Below are 18,709 nucleotides of genomic sequence, written 5' to 3' on the forward strand. Positions count from 1 at the left end.
ATCTTCATCCGATCACATGACGCAAACCTTACAAATAGTTATAGCAGGGGGCAAAATTCCGATCATGCCGAGAGGCGTCAATTCAGGCTGCCCGCTTCTCTACTTCGCTGATCATGGCCTTTCGCTCGTGCCTGGCCGGCGTCACCGCCGCGCGGTTCCGGCTGGCCGCTCTGCTACGGCTCTGACGCTTCTCGCGCGCTTGTCGCCGGCCAATCCATCCGCTGAAAGCTCCTCGTCTTACGACTTTGGTCGGGCTGTTGTGCGCAAAGGTCTGAGGCCTGCAACCCGAATGACCGTGCGTGGTTAGGACATCGATCGCCGAGTAAGTGCCCTTCTTCATCGCCGGTCAGATCGATGCCCGCCAACTCACCGGAGGTGGCGGGCATCGGATTGAGGAACAATGACGAAATGCCTTTGTCTGATGAACTGCGCGACGTTCTGGTCGAATTTGCATGCCCGATCTGTTCGCATCCTATCGTGAAGACAGGGTCTTGGCTCCGATCGATCGGGGCTTTCAATTGCGAAGGTTGCAAGGATAGGGTGCGCATTGGCTATGAAGAGAAGCTAGAGATCTTCGGGCGCTATCTTCGAAAGCCGACTAGAGGTCCCCAGCGCCCCGCCAAGCTGCGCTATGCCGGAGGATAGGTCACGGGTGCTACAGGCACGTGACCTTCTTAGCCACGGCCATCGTCTTCCTCCCGGAAATCCTGCAGCGAAGCGTGCCGAAGATCCTCCTCGCCGCGCAGATGCTTCACACGGCCGATGATGCCGGGCTTCACCCATTGCGTCGCCGATCGCTTCATCCCCTTTGGCGCCGGCCCGGCGTGCTCCTGGACCCGCCTCCACAGCCGCTCGCGGATAGCCTGGCTGGAATTGATGAACGCCGAACCGACATAGCGGCCGGTCGCCCGATCGGCCATCAGGGCAAAGGCAGGTTGCCAGCCTCACGCTCGACGCCGAGCAATTCGTATTCGTCGACCGAGTAGCATTTGGCCTTCAGCCAGTTTGTCGACGGGCCGCTGCGGTATTTGCTCTCGCGTCGCTTCGATACCATTCCTTCAAGGCCGGCCTTGTCGAGCAGATGGAAAATCGCCTTGGCCTCGCCGGGCAGAGGCTCGCTGAACTGGATGCGGCCGCCAGGCTCGATGGCCGTAAAAGTCAGAAGGGCTCGATTCCAAACTCGTCTTCGTTCCGATCTGACGGAAGGCGCTCGTAATCCAATGGAGGTTGCGGATACAATTCGACACGAGCCTGTGCGCGACCGACTTCTTCGCCGAATTTGTACGCGACGTAGAGTGCGCCAATTCTGACCAGCCAACGGATCATGAAATTCTCCCTTTGCGCATCAACACAGCGCCAAAGGGAATGTTCCACGGTTGGCTGGCGATAGTTGCCCGGGCGTCATTCTGCTTGACCAGCAAGTGCAGGACATGATTGTGGCGACCGACATTCGCGACGGCGCCACAACGCTGTTCGGGACCGTGCACCTGCAGGTGAATTATTCCGGTCGGTGCGACATCACAGTCGAGCTGTAGCCGCAGACACGCGCGTCAGTTGGGCCTGGCGTTCGCTATCCCCGATATTCGAACGGCGAGCGCATCCAATCCGTTGTCATAAATCCCGGTCAGCACGCCTTCTGCCGCGCTGGCCCGCTGGGATGTGCAACCAAGCAGGTCGCGCCCTCCCAAAGCTCGCCGGAGCGTTGGCAATGCGGTCCCAAACCGCCCAGGTTCCGTCGGTTTCAATGTGACAATAGAATCTGTGCTGGTGATTTTCCATAATGGCAAACGTTTAACATCCATTTTGGGTCCGCGCTGGTTACAGGCGTGGTTAACCGCTCCGGTCGCGGGTTCCCGTTCCGTCCTTTACACAGTCAAGCGGACAAGGCCGGTTGTCTGTTGAAGCTGCCGAAGAGCTTCGTCAGCGGTAACCGCTCGACTGAACAAGAAGCCCTGCCCCTGCTGACAGCCCTCATTCATGAGCATTGTTTGCTGCTGTTCGTTCTGAACACCTTCGGCAGCGACCGTCAGCCCCAGACCAGAGCCGAGCCCTACCAGCGCGCGAACAATTGCGGCACTCTCCGGGTTCTCGGCCATCGCCTGAACAAAGCTCCGATCGATCTTGATGGTATCCAACTTGAAATTCCGCAGATGATAGAGGCTCGAATAGCCCGTTCCGAAATTGTTGAGCGCGATCTTCACTCCGGTCTCGTGGATGGCACCGAGGACGCGCTTGGCGGCTTCGAGGTCGGCAACCAACGCGCTTTCGGTGATCTCCAGTTCGAGACGGGATGCGGGTAGGCCGCTCTCTCCGAGAATGGCTACGATGCGGAGTCCAAATGTATCGTCCCTGAGAAGTGTCGGGGGCACACCGAGAGACAGCGTGACATTCCGTCCCCACGTGACTGCGTCCCGGCAGGCCTTGCGCAGAATATCGTCCACAAGCGCCTGAACGAGACCTGTGGTCTCCGCGATGGCGATGAGGCGCGCAGTGTCCAATTCCCCATATTGGTCATGCATCCATCGAACCGTGGCTTCGAAGCTGATGATCACTCCACTCTTCAGGTCGATCCTCGGTTGGTAGGCAACTTCCAGTTTCTTCGTACCGATCGCCGCACGAAGATCACGCTCCAGGGTGTCGCGCTCACGAATATGGTGGTCCATCTCCTCTTCAAAGAAGCGAAGCGCGCTTGGACCTAGCGCCTTGGCGCGATAGAGCGCGACGTCCGCCTTCCGCAGCAGCGTTTCGGAGTCGGCCCCATCGGTGGGTACCAGCGCGATCCCGATCCCGGCGCCGATCGCATGATCACCCGCACCGGTGCGCACGGGATCTCTCAAGGCCTCGATTATCCTCAAGGCCAAGGTTGCGGCGGCTTCGGCGCCTGCCAGATGGCGAGCCAGGATCGCGAACTCGTCTCCTCCCAGGCGCGCGACCATATCGTTGTCGCGGATCGCCCTACGGAGGCGGATCGCTGTCTGGACCAGCGCCTCGTCACCGGTGGGGTGACCATGGAGATCGTTGATCCGCTTGAACCCGTTGAGATCGAGCATGAACACTGCATGGACAGCATCCGCACCAGGCGGAGCCGCCAGGGCTGCTTTCAGGGCAGCGTCGAACTGGCGCCGATTGGGCAAGCCAGTGAGTGTGTCCTCGAAAGCAAGGGTGCGGGCCTCTTCTTCTGCCGCCCGCCGTCGGCCAATCTCGCGCCTTTGCGCGCGAAGCCGCGACCATCCAAACAAAGCAAAGCCCAGCGCACAAACGGCGAAGATCTCGTCAAGCTCAAAGGTTAGATTCTGCGTGGCAGCTGATTCGTTCGAAAAGACGTCAAACTGCCAGATACCGAAGCCGGCTGCGACCACGACAGCAGTTATCATGGCGATATCGGTCAAAGTGAAGCGATACCGGATGATTATCTCCTTGAGCCTGCTCGAAAGGCGGAAATTCATGGCCACCATATTGCCCCGGTTGGCTGAACAATCGCTTAAGACCCTCTTGAGCCATGTCGCGGGAGCACTCCGGGAGACACGGGCTGGATTGCCACTCCAACTTCCCATCCATAGCTACTGGCAGACATCGACCCATTCAGCACTGGTAATCTCGGCCATGCGCTGCGGCGTAATCCGCACCGCAGTGTTAGTGGCACCTGCCGCAGGCACCACCTCATCGAAATCCCGCAGCGAAACGTCGCAATAGACCGGCAGTGGCGCCGGCAAGCCAAACGGGCAGACACCGCCGACCGGATGGCTGGTGGCAGCGACCACTTCGTCTGCATCCAGCATGCGCGGCTTACCGCTGAACTGGTCCTTGAACTTGCGGTTGTCCAGCCTGGCGATGCCGCTGGTCACCACCAGCATGGTGCGCTCGCCGACGCGCAGGCAGATGGTCTTGGCGATCTGCGCCGGCAGCACGCCATGCGCTTCCGCCGCCAGCGTCACCGTCGCCGAGCTCGCATGCGTGACGATGACCTCTATGTCGGGCGCATGAGCGGCGAAGAAGGCACGAACGGAGTCCAGGCTCATATCGAAAAACCCACGGTTCAACACGATGCAGGAGCAGGCGCGATTGGCACGGATTTGGATGCCGCAGGTATAAACACGTGCGATCTGTAGATCGGCAAGTCCAGCCTGCCTGAGAATGCCATGGCTTCAACAAGAAACCCGCCAGGCGGGCCTTGGCGGGTTCTCCTGCGTGCCTGGTATTGGTCTAGGCCTGGGGTCGGCCTTGTGCGGCCGGCGTCGGTGTGGCGGAAGCGATGAGAGCGTCCTGGGGCATGCGAAGCGCGGACGCAATACGGCGCAGCTTCGACGGATCGGCCGCCCGGCCGTTCTCCATATCCTCGATCTCGCCGACCGAGAGGCCGCAGGTCAGGGAAAGCTCTTCCACGCTGTATCCGCGGGTTTCCCGCATGGCTCTGAGGGCGGTGTAATCCGGCCCGATCTCACTGGCTAACGGTTCGGAGAGGGCATGGCTTTTTGCATTGTTGGGCATTGGCAACTCCGGTGGCTGAAAGAGTTTGATCAAAATGGAGTGTTGCCTGAGACGAGCAGGAACATGCCCGCTCAAAAGCGATTTGCCAAGAGCCGAAAGCCGTCACGCTATCGTGAACCGAATGCCTGCGAGGCGCTCTCCCGCGCCATCAAGTTCTTTTGAACACCCCGGCACCTTTTTGGGGAGAGGTTTCGGCCCACCTGTTCGTTGTTCTGATGCGCTGGGGTGAAAACCATCCGGTTCCATCCAGCCCGTTCCCAGAAGGATCCCTGCAATGAACTTCAAGACATTCATGGTCGTGCTCGGCACGATCTCCAGCCTTTCCGTTGCCGCCGTGGACGGCGCCCAGGCTGCTGACGCGCTGCGCGTGCGCGGCACGGTGGTCAGTTTCGAGCCCTCGCTGCTCACCGTGAAAACCCGCCAGGGCGATACATCAGCGATCAAGCTCAATACCGGCTGGAAGATTTCGGGCGTCGCCAGCGCCTCCAAAAAAGACATCAAGCAGGGCGATTTCCTCGGCATTGCTTCCGTCTCGAAAGCGGATGGCGGCAGCGGCGCACTGGAAGTGGTGATCTTCCCAGCCGCCTTGAAAGGCACTGGCGAGGGCGACCGTCCCTGGGACCTGCAGCCGAACAGCCGCATGACCAATGGCACCGTGGCCGATGTCACCGACATAAACGGACGCGCCGTGACGCTGACCTATGACAACGGCCAGACCAAGAAGATTTCGATCCCCGACAGCACGCCCGTCGTGACCTTCGCCCCAGCCGCACCGACCGATCTCAAGCCAGGCGCGACGGTCTTCGTTGCCGCCCAGCACGAGGCTGACGGTACGCTGAGCTCCAGCCGCGTCGTGGTGGAAAACAATGGCGTGATCCCGCCGATGTAGCCAAATTAGCGGCAAGAGCCGGCTTTTCGGCCCTCACGATAAAGTGTCGGGAAGCCGGTTCCCCAGAAACACGCCAGAAACAAAATTCTACAATCAGGAAACACTGACGAAAAAAATCAGGAGCGTAATTCCATTCGCGGCGATCGGGCCATCGACCCGATTTTAAGATCTGCCGACGAAAGAAGGAAACGATCCATGAAGAAGTCCCTGCTCTCGGCCCTCGGGCTTGCAGTTGCACTCGCTTTCACGGCGCCGGTCATCGGCGCGACGAGCGCGGACGCGGCCCCGATGGCAAAGCATCATCGTCATCATCACCACCATCGTTACCATCACCGCCATCATCACTACCACCATCATCACCACCACGTGAAGAAGATGGCAAAGAAGACCTACTAAGCATACCGACTGCCAACGAGAAGACCGGCCTTGGCTTCTTGTTCAAGGTTGGTCTTCTCGTGGTTGTGCAATGCCAAGCCCGACATCAAACCGGGCAGGCTATATCGATCGCCCCTGTCATCGCCGGCAACCTCGACTACATCCGCATCGACTTCCTGGTCACCGACAATTGCCTCTACGCCGGCGAGATCGTCGTCTATCCCGGCGCCGGCTATGGCACCACCACCAATCCGGCGTTCGCCGGCGAGATCGAGCGGCTCTGGCGGCTCGACCAATCCGCCTTCCTGCGCCGGCGCCACAAGGGGGTTGTACGCCTCTATGCCGACACGCTCCGCGCCAGATACCGGAGCGGCATCGCAAATGACCAGGCTGGGGCTTAGCGCCGGCTGAAGAGTAGGCTGGCGACAAGGCCGAGCACCACAAGGCCAACCGTGGCGGCTGCCGCCGGATGGTCGCGGGCCGATTTCTCGATCACCCTGCCCTGTTTGCGGATTGCCGGCACGGCGTCCCGCAGACGTTCGGCAAGGTCGGAATATGTGTCGAGAGCGGCATCGCGGCCGTCTTCATAGTAAGCGCCACCCCGCTTGGACACCGCCTTGCGCAACGCCGCGAGTTCCCTCGAGAGGGCCGCGACCTGCTTTTCGAGGTCGACGTCCGAAAGGGTCGAAAATGATGCCATCATGCGTTTCCTTCTTGCTGAACGACGTCTTGCAGAAGGAAACGTAACGCCTCACCCGAAGGCGGGTTCCGGTCTCGAGGCTTCAAAGCGTCTCGCGCGGCGGTCAGCGCACCTGGTCAAGCAGGCGCTTGCATTCCAGGAGGTCGAACAGCGCCTCCTGCAGCAGCGCGCGATTGTCGCGCGAGAGTTTCGACGAGTCCGGCTGGACCGGACCTTCCTCATCGCTCTTGCCCAGGCCGAAAAAGCGGCGGCTGGGCTTGACCCTTGGCTGGCCAACCAGTTCGTCATCGCCACCGCGCGGCTGCGCTGCCGGCGTCAGCGGCACCTGGTCGGCCTGCTTTCGCTGCGAGATCGCCTCGACCGCGGCCATGTCGCCATTGCCGATGGCGACCAGGAAGTGATTGCCGTTTTCGCGCAGCAGCTTCTGCACGCCCTTGATGGTGTAGCCCTGGTCGTAGAGCATGTGGCGGATGCCCTTGATCAGTTCGACATCCTGCGGCCGGTAATAGCGGCGGCCGCCGCCGCGCTTCATCGGCTTGATCTGGTTGAAGCGCGTCTCCCAGAAGCGCAGCACATGCTGCGGCAGGTCGAGATCTTCAGCGACCTCTGAGATGGTGCGGAAGGCGTCAGGGCTCTTGTCCATGGGCGAAATCCTCACGCTGGAGCGTGATCCGGAACGGTATTCAGCGAGATCAGGCTTCAACAAAGAGAGAAGCTCATTCCACTTGCGTGGAATGGATCAACGCGGAACGCCAATCCGGCCATGCTGCCGAATCGGGCCTTATTTCAGCGGTTTGTGAAACAATATTCAAGCCCGGCGTTATGGCGGGGCCAGTTTTCAACCATACAATGGAGGCTATTTGCCGCCCTTGGCCTTGCTGTTCTGGTGGGAACGCAAGATGCGGTTCTTCAAGACGTTCGACGACTTGAAGGTCATCACCCTGCGCGGCAAGATCGGCACCTCTTCACCGGTCTTGGGATTGCGCCCGATGCGCTCATTCTTGGAGCGGACATGGAATGTCGCGAAGGACGACAGCTTGACCGTCTCGCCACGCACGATGGCTTCGCAAATTTCGTCCAGCACCGCTTCGACGAGTTCGGCGGATTCAGTGCGCGACAGACCGACCTTTCGGTAGACGGCCTCCGCCAGGTCGGCACGCGTAAGTGTCTTTCCCCCCATGCGACCGTCCCATCAGTTCAAAACACAAAATCGGCACAACAACGGCTGAGCCTAAGTAATTGATCCGGCAAGGTCAAGGACCGAAACCGAGCCGTTCTGCACTTACCAGCGAACCAGAACAGCGCCCCAGGTGAAGCCGCCGCCCATCGCTTCCAGAAGGACGAGGTCGCCCTTCTTAATGCGACCGTCAGCGACGGCCACCGAAAGCGCCAACGGCACCGAAGCCGCCGAGGTGTTACCGTGCAAATCGACCGTAACCACCACCTTTTGTTCTGCAATACCGAGCTTCTTGGCCGAAGCGTCAATAATTCGTTTATTGGCCTGGTGCGGCACGAACCAGTCGAGATCGGCGGCTGATATGCCGGCGGCCGAGAAGGTTGCCTCGATGACATCGGTGATCATGCCGACCGCGTGCTTGAAGACCTCGCGGCCTTCCATCCTGAGATGACCGACCGTTCCCGTCGTAGACGGGCCGCCGTCGACAAAAAGCTTGTCCTTGTGCACGCCGTCGGAGCGCAGGCTGGCGGCCAGAACACCGCGGTCTGCAATCGTGCCGGCCCCCTCGCCTGCTTCCAGGACCAGTGCCCCGGCGCCGTCGCCGAACAGCACGCAGGTCGAACGGTCGCTCCAGTCGAGGATGCGCGAGAATGTTTCCGAGCCGATCACCAGCACGCGTTTGGCCAGGCCGCCACGGATATAGAGATCGGCTGTCGTCACCGCATAGACGAAACCAGAGCACACCGCCTGCATATCGAAGGCAAAGCCATGATGCATGCCGAGGCGGTTCTGGATCTCGACCGCGGTGGCCGGGAATGTGTTGTTGGGCGTCGACGTTGCCAGCACGATCAGGTCGATATCGTCCGGCGTCAGTCCGGCATCGGCAAGCGCGGCGCGGGCCGCCGCCTCGCCCAGCGAAGCCGTCGTCTCGTCGTCGGCCGCGATGTGGCGCTGGCGGATGCCGGTGCGCTGGGCGATCCACTCATCCGATGTCTCAACCATGCCCTCGAAATCGGCATTCTTCATGATGCGGCGGGGCAGCGCGGCGCCCGTGCCGCGCACGACTGATCTGATCAAAGTTCTTTCCTATTCCTTCGCGTCGGTAACGACGTCGGATTTCCGAGATGACAGGGCATGCGGGTTGCGCGCATGAAACAGGTCCAGGTCGGCCTCTATGCGGTCGAGCAGATTGTTGCGCACCATGTCGTAGCCGAGCTCGATCGCCGCGGCGAAACCGTCCGAATCAGCTCCGCCGTGACTTTTGACGACGATGCCGTTCAGCCCCAAGAATACACCGCCATTGGAGCGGCCGACATCCATCTTTTCGCGCAGGCGATCGAAAGCGCCCTTGGCGAAGACATAGCCGATCTTGGCCATCAGCGTGCGGCTCATCGCGGCACGCAGATACCCTGCGATCTGGCGCGCGGTGCCTTCCGCCGTCTTCAGCGCGATGTTGCCGGCGAAACCTTCCGTCACCACCACGTCGACCGTGCCTTTGCCGATATCGTCGCCTTCGACAAAGCCATGATAGTTCATCGAGGCCATGTTGGCCTCGCGCAGCATGCGTCCCGCTTCCTTGACCTCTTCCTGGCCCTTGATCTCTTCGACGCCGACATTGAGCAGGCCGACGGTGGGCCGGGCGATGCCGAAGACGGAGCGCGCCATGCCGGTGCCGAGAATGGCGAAATCAATGAGCTGGTGCGCGTCGGCACCAATGGTGGCGCCGACGTCCAGAACCACGCTTTCGCCGCGCAATGTCGGCCACAACGCCGCGATCGCCGGGCGCTCGATGGTGGCCATGGTGCGCAGGCAGAATTTCGACATCGCCATCAAGGCGCCGGTGTTGCCGGCGGAGATGCAGGCGTCCGCGGCGCCCGACTTGACCGCTTCGACCGCCTTCCACATCGACGACTTCCAGCGGCCATGGCGCAGCGCCTGGCTCGGCTTGTCGTCCATCCTGACCGCGATCTCGCAGTGGAAGAATTCACTGACCTCGCCCAGTTTGGGAAACTTGGCCAGTTCGGGACGCACCAACTCCTCACGCCCGTAGATGACGAAGCGGATGTCGGGACGGCGGGTGGCGACCCTCATGAGCGCCGGAATGACCACGGCTGGTCCGTGATCGCCGCCCATGGCATCGATGGAAATCCTGATCACGCGGTATTTATCTCACGGTTATGCGGCAGGTCGCTTTAGAGATCGCGAAGGTTCGGCGAAAATAGCGGTTTTGGCTCTTCACACAACCGACTTTTCCATCGCGGGCGAGGTTTTCAGGATTTTCCCAGCAAGGATCGCAGTTTTTGCTGAAATTCATTCTCCACCGCTTCGGTCTCGCCGCCGGCCTCCAGCGACGCGCCCGGCTTGCGCGGATAGGGGTCGATCGCCAGTGCGAAGAACTGTTCGGCAAGCGCCCCGACATCGATCGTGTCGCCGGAAAATGTTTCGGGACTGTCGGGGCCGTCCGCATCGAGCAGGATCTCGCCGCCGCCTTCGAATCCCTGCCGCCCAAGCTTGGAATCCTCGGGCAACAACAAGGCCTCGACCGGCTCGTCGATATGCGCCGCGACAGGGTCGAGCGTGACGATGCAGGCCTGTGTGATATCGGCCTCGACGCGGCCGCTGACCTTGACGCCATTGCGCTTCCAGGAGGCGACGAGAAGTTCAGCGCGATAGGCTTCGACCGACAGCAGTCCGTGCTCCTCGGCGAGTGCGGCGCGCTGTGCGGCGTCGGCCTCGATCACCACGGGCAGGCCCTTCTGCGGCAGACGGGCGACATTTGCGAAAAAGGAGACCGGGCTTAGCGGATCAGCATGCTTCATCGATCAACCTCCCTGGCGAGCGGAAACGCCGCCGTGCCGGACACGATTGATTCGGACGGCTGCGCGGCCAGCTGCCGACAGGCGTCTGCAACATAGTCGGCCAATTGCGGCGCCTCCGGCCAGGTGCCGGCGTCAGGCCGGATATTGCGGGCAAGAGCCGCGGTCAACCCGTCGCGATCGCTTCTTTCCAGCGCGTCATCATAGGCGGCGGTGCGGCCATAAAACATCTTCGCCAATTTCTTCATGCGCTTGGGTACGCCGACATCACCAATGCCCAGCTCCCGCAGCGAATGATCGACGTCGAGGAAGAACTCGTCGATCAGCACCTGGGCGACCTCTTGCGCCACGCCGTCCTCGCCGCGCAAGCGATGCTGGAACAGGAACATATGCAGTGAAAGCATCTCGAAACGACCGAGCGGCGTGTCCGGCACATTCCAGTGGGAATAAAATACAGTCTGCCGCGCCGCCGCCACGATTTGTGCGTAAAGCGCGTCCGTTATGGCGCGGTTGGCGTGGCGTTCGCGACCAAAAAGGCGCTGGAACATGGGGATGGTCTCCGGGGACCGTTTGTTGAATTGGCCTTGTTGCATCGGCAGGCAAGCTGGTTTACCGGTTTTGCGGCCCAGCGCAAGTTGCGGCGATATAATGGAGAATTGTTGTTGCGCGCGCTGAATTTCAAGTCGACCTTCTCGTCCAGGCCTGCCGGCGCGATCTCGCTGCTGCTCGTCGTTTCGGCGCTCTCGGCATGTCATACCAACAAGATGATCGGCGACCTCAATCCGAGCGAGACGTTCACGCAAGGCTATGTCTACGACCAGCAGGCCGTCGATTCGGTGCCCGTCGGCTCGAGCCGCGAGCAGGTGCTTCTGGCGCTTGGCACGCCGTCTACCACCGCGACTTTCGACAACGAGGCGTTTTACTACATTTCGCAAACGCGCAAGCGCTATGTCGCCTTCGACAAGCCCAGGCTCGTCGACCAGAAAGTGCTGGCCGTCTATTTCGGCGCCGATGGCCGCGTCACCCAGATCGCCAATTATGGCTTGAAGGACGGCAAGATTTTCGACTTCATCTCGCGCACCACGCCGACTGGCGGCAAGGACCAGAACTTCCTCAGCCAGATCATCAACGGCGCCAGCAAGCTGGCGCCCGGCATCCCCGGCGGCGGCACTCCCTGATCATCAGACCCTGCTTGCCTCCAGGGAAAGCAGCAACATCTCAGGCGACCAAAAACCCGTGGGAGCGATCTCACGGGTTTTTGTTTGGCCAAGGCAAGCCCGGCTTGCCAGCAATGGGGCAAGCCCGTATCAAATCCCCGGGCTTTGGGGTTTGAAAATGAGCAGTGGCGAGCGCGTAGCACCGGACGGCTGGATGGCCACGGGAACAGCCGACGGGCAGACCGTGACATCGGACTGGCTTGCCACCAAGCCGCCGGCAATCGACGGCGTCAGGATCAAGGAAATCAGGCCGGTCGCGACGTCCAACGGCTATCTTACCGAGGTTTTCCGGGACGAATGGGATCTCGATCAACTGCCTGTCGGCCAGGTCTTCCAGCGCACGATGTATCCGGGTGCGGTGACCGGCTGGCATGCACACAAGGTGACGCAGGATCGGCTTTTCTGCTGTGTCGGCAGTGTGCGTATTTCGCTCTTTGACGGCCGAAAGGCTTCGCCCAGCTTCGGCACGGTCTGGCACAAGATCGTCGGCGCCTTGCGGCCGGCGATCGTCGTCATCCCGCCAGGCGTGTGGCATGGCGTGACGGCGCTCGGGCCGGAAATCGCCCTGCTGCTCAACCTCGTCGACAAGGCCTATGCATACGACGCGCCGGACCATTGGCGCCTGCCGCCGGACACGCATCACATCCCTTATAAGCTGGTGTAGCGTGGAACGATCCGGCCAGTCCGATGCAACCGGGCAGGCCGCGCCGCTGGTCTCGGTGGTGATTGCAACCCACAACCGCCCCGCTACCTTGCGACAGGCGCTGCGCAGCGTGCTGGGCCAGACCTTGCAGGACTTTGAAATTCTGGTGATTGGCGATGCCTGTCGCCCCGAAACGGCGGCGCTCATCGCCGAATTCGCCGATCCGCGCATTTCCTATATCGACCTGCCCGTCAATTTCGGTGAGCAATCCGGCCCAAACAATATCGGCCTCACCAGGGCACACGGCCGGTTCGTCGCCTTGCTCAACCATGACGACCTCTGGTTTCCGGACCATCTCGCGGCGATGACCGGCTGGATCGATGCGACCGGCGCCGATATCGTCATCGCGCGCGGCGCCATCATCGAACCTGCTCGGATGAAAGGCGATCCTCTCAAGACCTCGATCTACGGGATGGGCAAAGGCGGGTTTTACGATCCCGTCATCACAGCCGGATACGGATCGGCACAAATGGCCAGGCGGGCATCGCTGGACTGGCTCGGCCCCTGGCGCCCTGCCAGCGCGTGCGCTTGCGAAAGTTCGCAGGACTGGCTCTTCCGGGCCTGGCGAAAGGGGGCCGTGATCGCGACCCTGCCACACCTGACGGTGCTCAGTATCTTCTCCGGCCAGCGCAGTGGCAGCTACGTCGAAGACACGGCGGTGGAACAGGAAGAACTTATCGACGCCATGCGAATGCCGAACGACCTGCGTATCAAGGTTCTTGCCGCGGCCACGGCCCCTCGCCCGTTGAAAAAATCCAGCTATCTGAAACGCAGGCTTTGGGCCGCATGCGGCATCCATCCGAGATCCGTCGAATTTCGCCGCAAATACGGACGTGATTCCTATATGCCCGGCCTGAGAAAGGTGCGCGGCCTGCCGCCCATGCCTGAACGGGAACCAGGACCGGACGACCTGCTGGCCCGCTACCGCGGGCTTGCCGCAAGCGATGGCGCCGAGCCGAACGGCGGCTGAGGCAGCGTATCTGAGTGGAGCCAAACAAAACCCGCGGGAATCGCTCCCCGCGGGTTTTGTTTGTCAATTGCTCTCGTTCAGCCGTGCGCGAGCACGGCCAGAAGCAGGAGCGCCACGATGTTGGTGATCTTGATCGCCGGGTTGACCGCCGGGCCGGCCGTATCCTTGTAGGGGTCGCCGACCGTATCGCCGGTCACCGAGGCCTTGTGCGCCTCGGAGCCCTTCAGATGCTTGACGCCGTCCTTGTCGACGAAACCGTCCTCGAAGGACTTTTTCGCGTTGTCCCAGGCGCCGCCGCCCGAGGTCATCGAGATGGCGACGAACAGGCCGTTGACGATGACGCCGAGCAGCGAGGCACCGAGGGCTGCGAAGGCCGAGGCCTTCGAACCCGAGATCAAGAGCACGCCGAAATAGACGACGAGCGGCGCCAGCACCGGCAGCAGCGACGGGATGATCATCTCGCGGATCGCCGCCTTGGTCAGAATGTCCACCGCACGCGCATAGTTCGGCTTGGAGGTGCCGGCCATGATGCCCGGATCCTCGCGGAACTGCTTGCGCACCTCCTCGACGATCGAGCCTGCAGCACGACCGACGGCCGTCATGGCAATGCCGCCGAACAGGTAAGGGATGAGGCCGCCGAAGATCAGGCCGGCGACGACGTAAGGGTTGGAAAGGTCGAAGGAGACCTCGCCCATACCCTGGAAGTAGGGATATTTGTCGCCATTGGCGGCAAAGAACTTCAGGTCGTTTGAATAGGCGGCGAACAGCACCAGCGCGCCGAGGCCGGCCGAGCCGATGGCATAGCCCTTGGTCACGGCTTTCGTGGTGTTGCCGACCGCATCGAGCGCGTCGGTCGAGTGACGCACTTCCTTGGGCAAGCCGGCCATTTCGGCAATGCCGCCGGCATTGTCGGTGACCGGGCCGAAGGCGTCGAGCGCCACGATCATGCCGGCAAGGCCGAGCATGGTGGTCACCGCGATCGCCGTGCCGAAGAGGCCTGCGAGCTGATAGGTCGAGATGATGCCGCCGACGATGACGATGGCCGGCAGCGCCGTCGATTCCAGCGAGACCGCAAGGCCCTGGATGACGTTGGTGCCGTGGCCGGTCACCGAGGCCTGGGCGATGGAGTTGACGGGGCGTTTGCCGGTGCCGGTGTAGTACTCGGTGATCACCACGATCAAACCGGTCACCACGAGGCCGATCAGGCCGCAGATGAACAGGTTCTTGCCGGTGATGATCATGCCGGCAACGGTGCCGACCTCGCCCCAGCCGACTGTAGCGGAGGTGGCGACGCCGAGGCCGACGATCGACAGCAGGCCGGTCACGATCAGACCCTTGTAGAGCGCGCCCATGATCGAGCCGTTCGAGCCCAGCTTGACGAAGAAGGTGCCGACGATCGAGGTCAGTATGCAGGTGCCGCAAATGGCGAGCGGATACAGCATCGCAGTCTGCAGAGCGGCGGTACCGCCGAAGAAGATGGCGCTGAGCACCATGGTGGCGACGACGGTCACGGCATAAGTCTCGAACAGGTCGGCGGCCATGCCGGCGCAATCGCCGACATTGTCACCGACATTGTCGGCGATGGTGGCCGGGTTGCGCGGATCATCTTCCGGGATACCGGCTTCTACCTTGCCGACCAGATCGCCGCCGACGTCGGCACCCTTGGTGAAGATGCCGCCGCCGAGACGGGCGAAGATCGAGATCAGCGAGGCGCCGAAGCCGAGCGAGACCAGCGAGTCGATGACGATGCGGTCATTCGGCTGCAGGCCCATCGGGCCGGTCAGGATGAGGTAATAGATCGACACGCCGAGCAGCGCCAGACCGGCAACCAGCATGCCGGTGATGGCGCCCGACTTGAAGGCGATGTCGAGACCGGCGGCGAGGCTGTTGGAGGCTGCCTGTGCGGTGCGCACATTGGCCCGTACCGAAACATGCATGCCGATGAAACCGGCGGTGCCCGACAGCACGGCGCCGATCAGGAAGCCGATCGCGGCGGTGATCGAAAGCAGCCACCAGGCGAGCAAAAGCACGACCACGCCGACGATGGCGATGGTGGTGTACTGGCGCGCCAGATAGGCTTGCGCGCCTTCGCGGATGGCGGCGGAGATTTCCTGCATGCGTGCATTGCCCTGATCGGACGCAAGGACCGACCGTGTCGCCCAGATGGCGTAAAGGACAGAAAGCAAGCCGCAGGCGATGACGGCGTAAAGTATGGTCATTGCCGAATTTTCCTCGATTGCTGGCCCAAAAGAACCCCTCCCTGGGCCGTTGAGACAAAGACCGGAATCCGCGCACGGAATCCACCTCTTCGCATCGGTGTATGCGAAACAGGGCTCGGAACGTCAAGATATTGTTCGATTTTTGCCCGGCTTTCGCCCAAAAGACAAAAGCCGCGACGACCCTGCCGGTATGGTCCTTCATTTAGATCGATTGAAATGACGCAAGGGGATCATGCCGACAGACCATCAACGTCCCAAAGGACTACTCCGCCTCGCGTCCCATCCGCCGCGCCGCATAGCGCTCGACCGCCGACAGCCCGTCATAGATCAGCACGGCAAGGGCCGCGACGATCAAGCCGCCCTGCAGGATGAAAGCAAGATTGTTAGACAATAGCCCGGCGATGATCACCTCGCCCAGCGTCTTGGCGGCCACGGTCGAGCCGATGGTGGCCGTGGCAAGACCGATGACAACCGACAACCGGATGCCGCCCAGGATGATCGGTGCGCTGAGCGGCAGTTCGACCTTGATAAGCCGTTGCCAGCCGGTCATGCCGGCGCCACGCGCCGCCTCGACGACATTGGCCGGCAGCGTCGTCAGCCCGGTCAACGCATTCTCGAAGATCGGCAGCAGGCCATAGAGAAACAGCGCGATCAGCGTTGGCCACTCACCGAAGCCGACAGCAGGCACGGCGAGCGCCAGAACCGCCACCGGCGGAAAGGTTTGGCCGATGTTGACCAGGCTGCGCGACAGGGGCAGGAATTCGGCCCCGGCTGGCCTGGTGACCAGGATGGCGAGCGCAACAGCCACAATGGTCGCGGCCAAGGTGGCGAGCAGGACGGTGCGCAGATGCAGCAGCGTCAAGGTCAGCAGGCTGCCCTGATTGTAGATCACCGGCGCATTGTTCTCGGTCAGTGGCTTCAGCAGCGGTTCGAACCAGCCGGGATTGGTGAGGAAGGCGACGAGCAGCACCACGAGGGCAAGCCGCAGCAGCGCCGGCAGCCAGGCTTTCATGCCGGCCTCGCCGCGCGCTTGACCAGCCCGTCCACCGTGATGCGGCCGAGCGGTTTGCCGTCGGTGCCTTTCACCGGCAGCGCCGGCCGGCCCGACCACAGGAGCTCAGCCAGCGCATCGCGCTGGCTGGCATCGCCCGGAATGGCTTCGCCTTCCGCAGAGCCGATTTCCACCGCATCGCGAACCCGTCCCAGCGACAGCAGCCGGAATGGCCTTTCGCTGGCGCCGACCAGGGTCTCGACGAAGCTGCTGGCCGGGTTTGCCAGGATCTCGGCGGGCTTGGCGTATTGCACGAGCTTGCCGGCATCCATGACGGCGATCTTGTCGCCCATATGTACGGCTTCCTCCATGTCATGGGTGACGAGGATGATGGTGGTGCCGAAGCGCTTCTGGATCGCCAGCAGATCTTCCTGCGCCTTGGTGCGGATGATCGGGTCGAGCGCGCCGAACGGCTCATCCATCAGCAGCACGTTGGGTTCGGCGGCGAGCGCGCGGGCCACGCCGACGCGCTGTTGCTGGCCGCCGGACAGTTCGTGCGGATAGCGCGGCCCGTAAGCCTGGGGATCGAGCTGGTAGAGCGTCATCAACTCATCGACGCGCGCCTTGATGCGGTCCTTGTCCCAGCCGAGCAGCACCGGCACCGTGGCAATGTTCTGCGCCACGGTGCGATGCGGAAACAGGCCGTGGCCCTGGATGGCATAGCCGATGCTCCGGCGCAGTTCGTAGCCGGGCACGGAGCGATTGTCAGCGCCGTCGAGCTTGATGATGCCGGCGGTTGGCTCGACCAGCCGGTTGATCATGCGCAGCAGCGTCGTCTTGCCGGAACCGGAGGTGCCGACAATGACGCAAACCGTGCGCGGCTCGATGACCATCGAGACGTCGTCGACAACAGTGGTCGCGTCATAGCGCTTGGTAATGCCTTCGATCTCGATCATGCCGTTTCAACCCTGCGCTTGGTGGCGGTCATTTCGATCACTGCGTCGAGGATGATGGCGGCGGCGAAGGCGAGTGCGACCGTCGGCACCGCACCGAGCAGCACCAGGTCCATCGCGGTTTGACCAACACCCTGGAAGACGAAAACGCCGAAGCCGCCGCCACCGATCAGCGCGGCGATGGTGGCAAGGCCGATATTCTGCACCAGCACGATGCGGATGCCGGTGAGGATCACCGGGAAGGCCAGCGGGAACTCGACGCCGAACAGGCGCTGGCGGTCGGTCATGCCCATGCCGCGCGCCGCGTCGTTGGCTGCACGCGGCACGCCGGCGAGGCCAACGACGGTGTTGGCCACCACCGGCAGCAGCGAATAGAGGAACAGCGCGACGAAGGCAGGTGCCGTGCCGATGCCGCGAATGCCGAGCGCTGCAGCCCCCGGCACATGTGTGGCGACCCAGCCGAGCGGCGCGATCAGCAGGCCAAACAGCGCGATCGACGGAATGGTCTGGATGATGTTGAGCACGTTGAGCACGCCGGCGCGCAGCCTTTCGACGCGATGGCAAAAGATGCCCAACGGCAGGCCGACGATGACCGCTGCGGCCAGCGAACCAAGCGCCAGCGTCACATGCTTGGAGCCTTCGGCCCAGAAACTGTCGGCGCGGTTGAAGTATTCTTTCAGGATCGACAAATTGTCCCAGCTTCCCGACATCAACAGCAGGCTGATCGCCAAAGCCGCGACGACAAGCACGCCAACTCGCGCCAATGGCGACAGGTTCAGCCTTGTCAGCACATCGGCCAGCAAAAGCGTAAAGGCAAAAATGAGGATCCAGAAACCGGAGGCCGGCGACACCCTGGCAAAGGTGTTGCCGGCCGGTGTGAGGAATGTGCCGGCCACGCCGATCAACAGCGCGAGCGCGACAAGTGTCACCACGCTGGCGGCAAGGCGCAACACAAGCGGTGTCCTGAACAGCGCTATGAGCGCTGCGGCGACGATGATGGCGAGCAGCAATGCTGCTGTCGTAGCCGGCAACGCTTCGAGAATCGAGCGCGCCTGGCCTGGAACGATCCGGTTGGCGCGGAAAGTAGCGAAAGGGGCGAGGAACCCCGCATAGGCCGCGATCGCGGCGATGACAACGCCGAGCTTGTCGAAGCGGATGTTCACGCCCTCCCCCGTCGGTCGTTCCGGCGCGCCACGCATGCGGCGCGCCGG

General features: G+C 62.1%; 24 protein-coding genes. 7 read left to right on the top strand and 17 right to left on the bottom strand.

Annotated elements, in window-relative coordinates:
• Positions 1–674: 674 nt before the first annotated feature.
• The 3 genes from CKW40_RS44640 to CKW40_RS19970 form a co-directional block, all read right to left on the bottom strand.
• A complete protein-coding gene (locus tag CKW40_RS44640) occupies positions 675–920 on the bottom strand; it encodes a hypothetical protein (protein ID WP_244571225.1) in 246 nt (81 codons plus the stop codon).
• Positions 920–1,054, bottom strand: coding sequence for a hypothetical protein (locus CKW40_RS45365; protein WP_280175391.1), 135 nt, complete (start codon positions 1,052–1,054; stop codon positions 920–922). Before CKW40_RS45365 ends, CKW40_RS44640 begins: the two co-directional genes overlap by 1 nt.
• Positions 1,055–1,158: 104 nt before the next feature.
• Positions 1,159–1,326 carry a hypothetical protein gene (locus CKW40_RS19970; protein ID WP_095201709.1) on the bottom strand — a complete coding sequence of 56 codons (168 nt, stop codon included), beginning with the start codon at positions 1,324–1,326 and terminating at the stop codon, positions 1,159–1,161.
• 50 nt (positions 1,327–1,376) lie between these two features.
• Between CKW40_RS19970 and CKW40_RS43830 the strand changes: the two genes are divergently transcribed.
• On the top strand, positions 1,377–1,535 hold the full coding sequence (locus tag CKW40_RS43830; protein ID WP_179298029.1) for a hypothetical protein: 159 nt from the start codon (positions 1,377–1,379) through the stop codon (positions 1,533–1,535).
• A gap of 330 nt (positions 1,536–1,865) precedes the next feature.
• On the opposite strand, the gene CKW40_RS19975 is transcribed toward CKW40_RS43830, so the two are convergent.
• From CKW40_RS19975 to CKW40_RS19985, 3 genes are all read right to left on the bottom strand, one after another.
• Positions 1,866–3,446, bottom strand: coding sequence for a putative bifunctional diguanylate cyclase/phosphodiesterase (locus tag CKW40_RS19975; protein ID WP_244571232.1), 1,581 nt, complete (start codon positions 3,444–3,446; stop codon positions 1,866–1,868).
• A 114-nt stretch (positions 3,447–3,560) separates the two neighbouring features.
• The gene (locus CKW40_RS19980) at positions 3,561–4,019 is read right to left on the bottom strand and encodes a YbaK/EbsC family protein (protein ID WP_095201569.1); all 459 of its coding nucleotides are present in this window, start codon (positions 4,017–4,019) and stop codon (positions 3,561–3,563) included.
• A gap of 184 nt (positions 4,020–4,203) precedes the next feature.
• Positions 4,204–4,488, bottom strand: a complete 285-nt coding sequence (locus tag CKW40_RS19985; protein ID WP_095201570.1) for a helix-turn-helix domain-containing protein — start codon at positions 4,486–4,488, stop codon at positions 4,204–4,206.
• Positions 4,489–4,762: 274 nt separating this feature from the next.
• Between CKW40_RS19985 and CKW40_RS19990 the strand changes: the two genes are divergently transcribed.
• From CKW40_RS19990 to CKW40_RS43840, 3 genes are all read left to right on the top strand, one after another.
• Entirely contained in the window at positions 4,763–5,377 is a 615-nt protein-coding gene (locus CKW40_RS19990) for a hypothetical protein (protein ID WP_143748336.1), read from the top strand.
• 195 nt (positions 5,378–5,572) lie between these two features.
• A complete protein-coding gene (locus CKW40_RS43835) occupies positions 5,573–5,773 on the top strand; it encodes a hypothetical protein (protein WP_095201571.1) in 201 nt (66 codons plus the stop codon).
• 59 nt (positions 5,774–5,832) lie between these two features.
• Positions 5,833–6,153, top strand: coding sequence for an ATP-grasp fold amidoligase family protein (locus CKW40_RS43840; RefSeq protein WP_179298031.1), 321 nt, complete (start codon positions 5,833–5,835; stop codon positions 6,151–6,153).
• Here the strand turns inward: CKW40_RS43840 and CKW40_RS20005 are convergent.
• The 7 genes from CKW40_RS20005 to CKW40_RS20035 form a co-directional block, all read right to left on the bottom strand.
• Positions 6,150–6,452: a hypothetical protein gene (locus tag CKW40_RS20005; RefSeq protein ID WP_095201710.1), complete on the bottom strand. Its 303-nt coding sequence runs from the start codon at positions 6,450–6,452 to the stop codon at positions 6,150–6,152. The genes CKW40_RS43840 and CKW40_RS20005 overlap by 4 nt on opposite strands.
• A 103-nt stretch (positions 6,453–6,555) precedes the next feature.
• Positions 6,556–7,095 (bottom strand): MerR family transcriptional regulator, encoded by a 540-nt coding sequence (locus CKW40_RS20010; protein ID WP_027046741.1) that lies wholly within the window; start codon positions 7,093–7,095, stop codon positions 6,556–6,558.
• Positions 7,096–7,308: 213 nt separating this feature from the next.
• Complete coding sequence (locus tag CKW40_RS20015) at positions 7,309–7,632, bottom strand: integration host factor subunit alpha (RefSeq protein WP_010915609.1); 324 nt, start codon at positions 7,630–7,632, stop codon at positions 7,309–7,311.
• A 102-nt stretch (positions 7,633–7,734) separates the two neighbouring features.
• Positions 7,735–8,706: a beta-ketoacyl-ACP synthase III gene (locus CKW40_RS20020; RefSeq protein ID WP_095201573.1), complete on the bottom strand. Its 972-nt coding sequence runs from the start codon at positions 8,704–8,706 to the stop codon at positions 7,735–7,737.
• A 9-nt stretch (positions 8,707–8,715) separates the two neighbouring features.
• Entirely contained in the window at positions 8,716–9,786 is a 1,071-nt protein-coding gene (gene plsX, locus CKW40_RS20025; protein WP_095201574.1) for a phosphate acyltransferase PlsX, read from the bottom strand.
• A gap of 113 nt (positions 9,787–9,899) precedes the next feature.
• The gene (locus CKW40_RS20030; protein ID WP_095201575.1) at positions 9,900–10,448 is read right to left on the bottom strand and encodes a YceD family protein; all 549 of its coding nucleotides are present in this window, start codon (positions 10,446–10,448) and stop codon (positions 9,900–9,902) included.
• Positions 10,445–10,993, bottom strand: coding sequence for a ubiquinol-cytochrome C chaperone family protein (locus CKW40_RS20035; RefSeq protein ID WP_095201711.1), 549 nt, complete (start codon positions 10,991–10,993; stop codon positions 10,445–10,447). Before CKW40_RS20035 ends, CKW40_RS20030 begins: the two co-directional genes overlap by 4 nt.
• Positions 10,994–11,107: 114 nt before the next feature.
• On the opposite strand from CKW40_RS20035, the gene CKW40_RS20040 reads away from it, so the two are divergent.
• The 3 genes from CKW40_RS20040 (at position 11,108) to CKW40_RS20050 (ending at position 13,335) form a co-directional block, all read left to right on the top strand.
• Positions 11,108–11,623, top strand: a complete 516-nt coding sequence (locus CKW40_RS20040) for an outer membrane protein assembly factor BamE (RefSeq protein WP_095201576.1) — start codon at positions 11,108–11,110, stop codon at positions 11,621–11,623.
• Positions 11,624–11,816: 193 nt separating this feature from the next.
• Positions 11,817–12,326 carry a dTDP-4-dehydrorhamnose 3,5-epimerase family protein gene (locus CKW40_RS20045; RefSeq protein WP_095201712.1) on the top strand — a complete coding sequence of 170 codons (510 nt, stop codon included), beginning with the start codon at positions 11,817–11,819 and terminating at the stop codon, positions 12,324–12,326.
• Position 12,327: 1 nt separating this feature from the next.
• Positions 12,328–13,335 (top strand): glycosyltransferase family 2 protein, encoded by a 1,008-nt coding sequence (locus CKW40_RS20050; RefSeq protein ID WP_244571226.1) that lies wholly within the window; start codon positions 12,328–12,330, stop codon positions 13,333–13,335.
• Positions 13,336–13,412: 77 nt separating this feature from the next.
• Here the strand turns inward: CKW40_RS20050 and CKW40_RS20055 are convergent, their stop codons facing one another.
• The 4 genes from CKW40_RS20055 to CKW40_RS20070 form a co-directional block, all read right to left on the bottom strand.
• Complete coding sequence (locus CKW40_RS20055; RefSeq protein WP_095201578.1) at positions 13,413–15,554, bottom strand: sodium-translocating pyrophosphatase; 2,142 nt, start codon at positions 15,552–15,554, stop codon at positions 13,413–13,415.
• Positions 15,555–15,816: 262 nt separating this feature from the next.
• The gene (locus tag CKW40_RS20060; protein WP_095201579.1) at positions 15,817–16,566 is read right to left on the bottom strand and encodes an ABC transporter permease; all 750 of its coding nucleotides are present in this window, start codon (positions 16,564–16,566) and stop codon (positions 15,817–15,819) included.
• Positions 16,563–17,501 (bottom strand): ABC transporter ATP-binding protein, encoded by a 939-nt coding sequence (locus CKW40_RS20065; protein ID WP_095201580.1) that lies wholly within the window; start codon positions 17,499–17,501, stop codon positions 16,563–16,565. The genes CKW40_RS20060 and CKW40_RS20065 overlap by 4 nt, the downstream gene beginning before the upstream one ends.
• A complete protein-coding gene (locus tag CKW40_RS20070) occupies positions 17,498–18,697 on the bottom strand; it encodes an ABC transporter permease (RefSeq protein WP_179298033.1) in 1,200 nt (399 codons plus the stop codon). Before CKW40_RS20070 ends, CKW40_RS20065 begins: the two co-directional genes overlap by 4 nt.
• Between the last annotated feature and the right edge of the window lie 12 nt (positions 18,698–18,709).

Origin of the sequence: Mesorhizobium carmichaelinearum, from assembly GCF_900199455.1 — a bacterium.
GTDB lineage: Bacteria > Pseudomonadota > Alphaproteobacteria > Rhizobiales > Rhizobiaceae > Mesorhizobium > Mesorhizobium carmichaelinearum.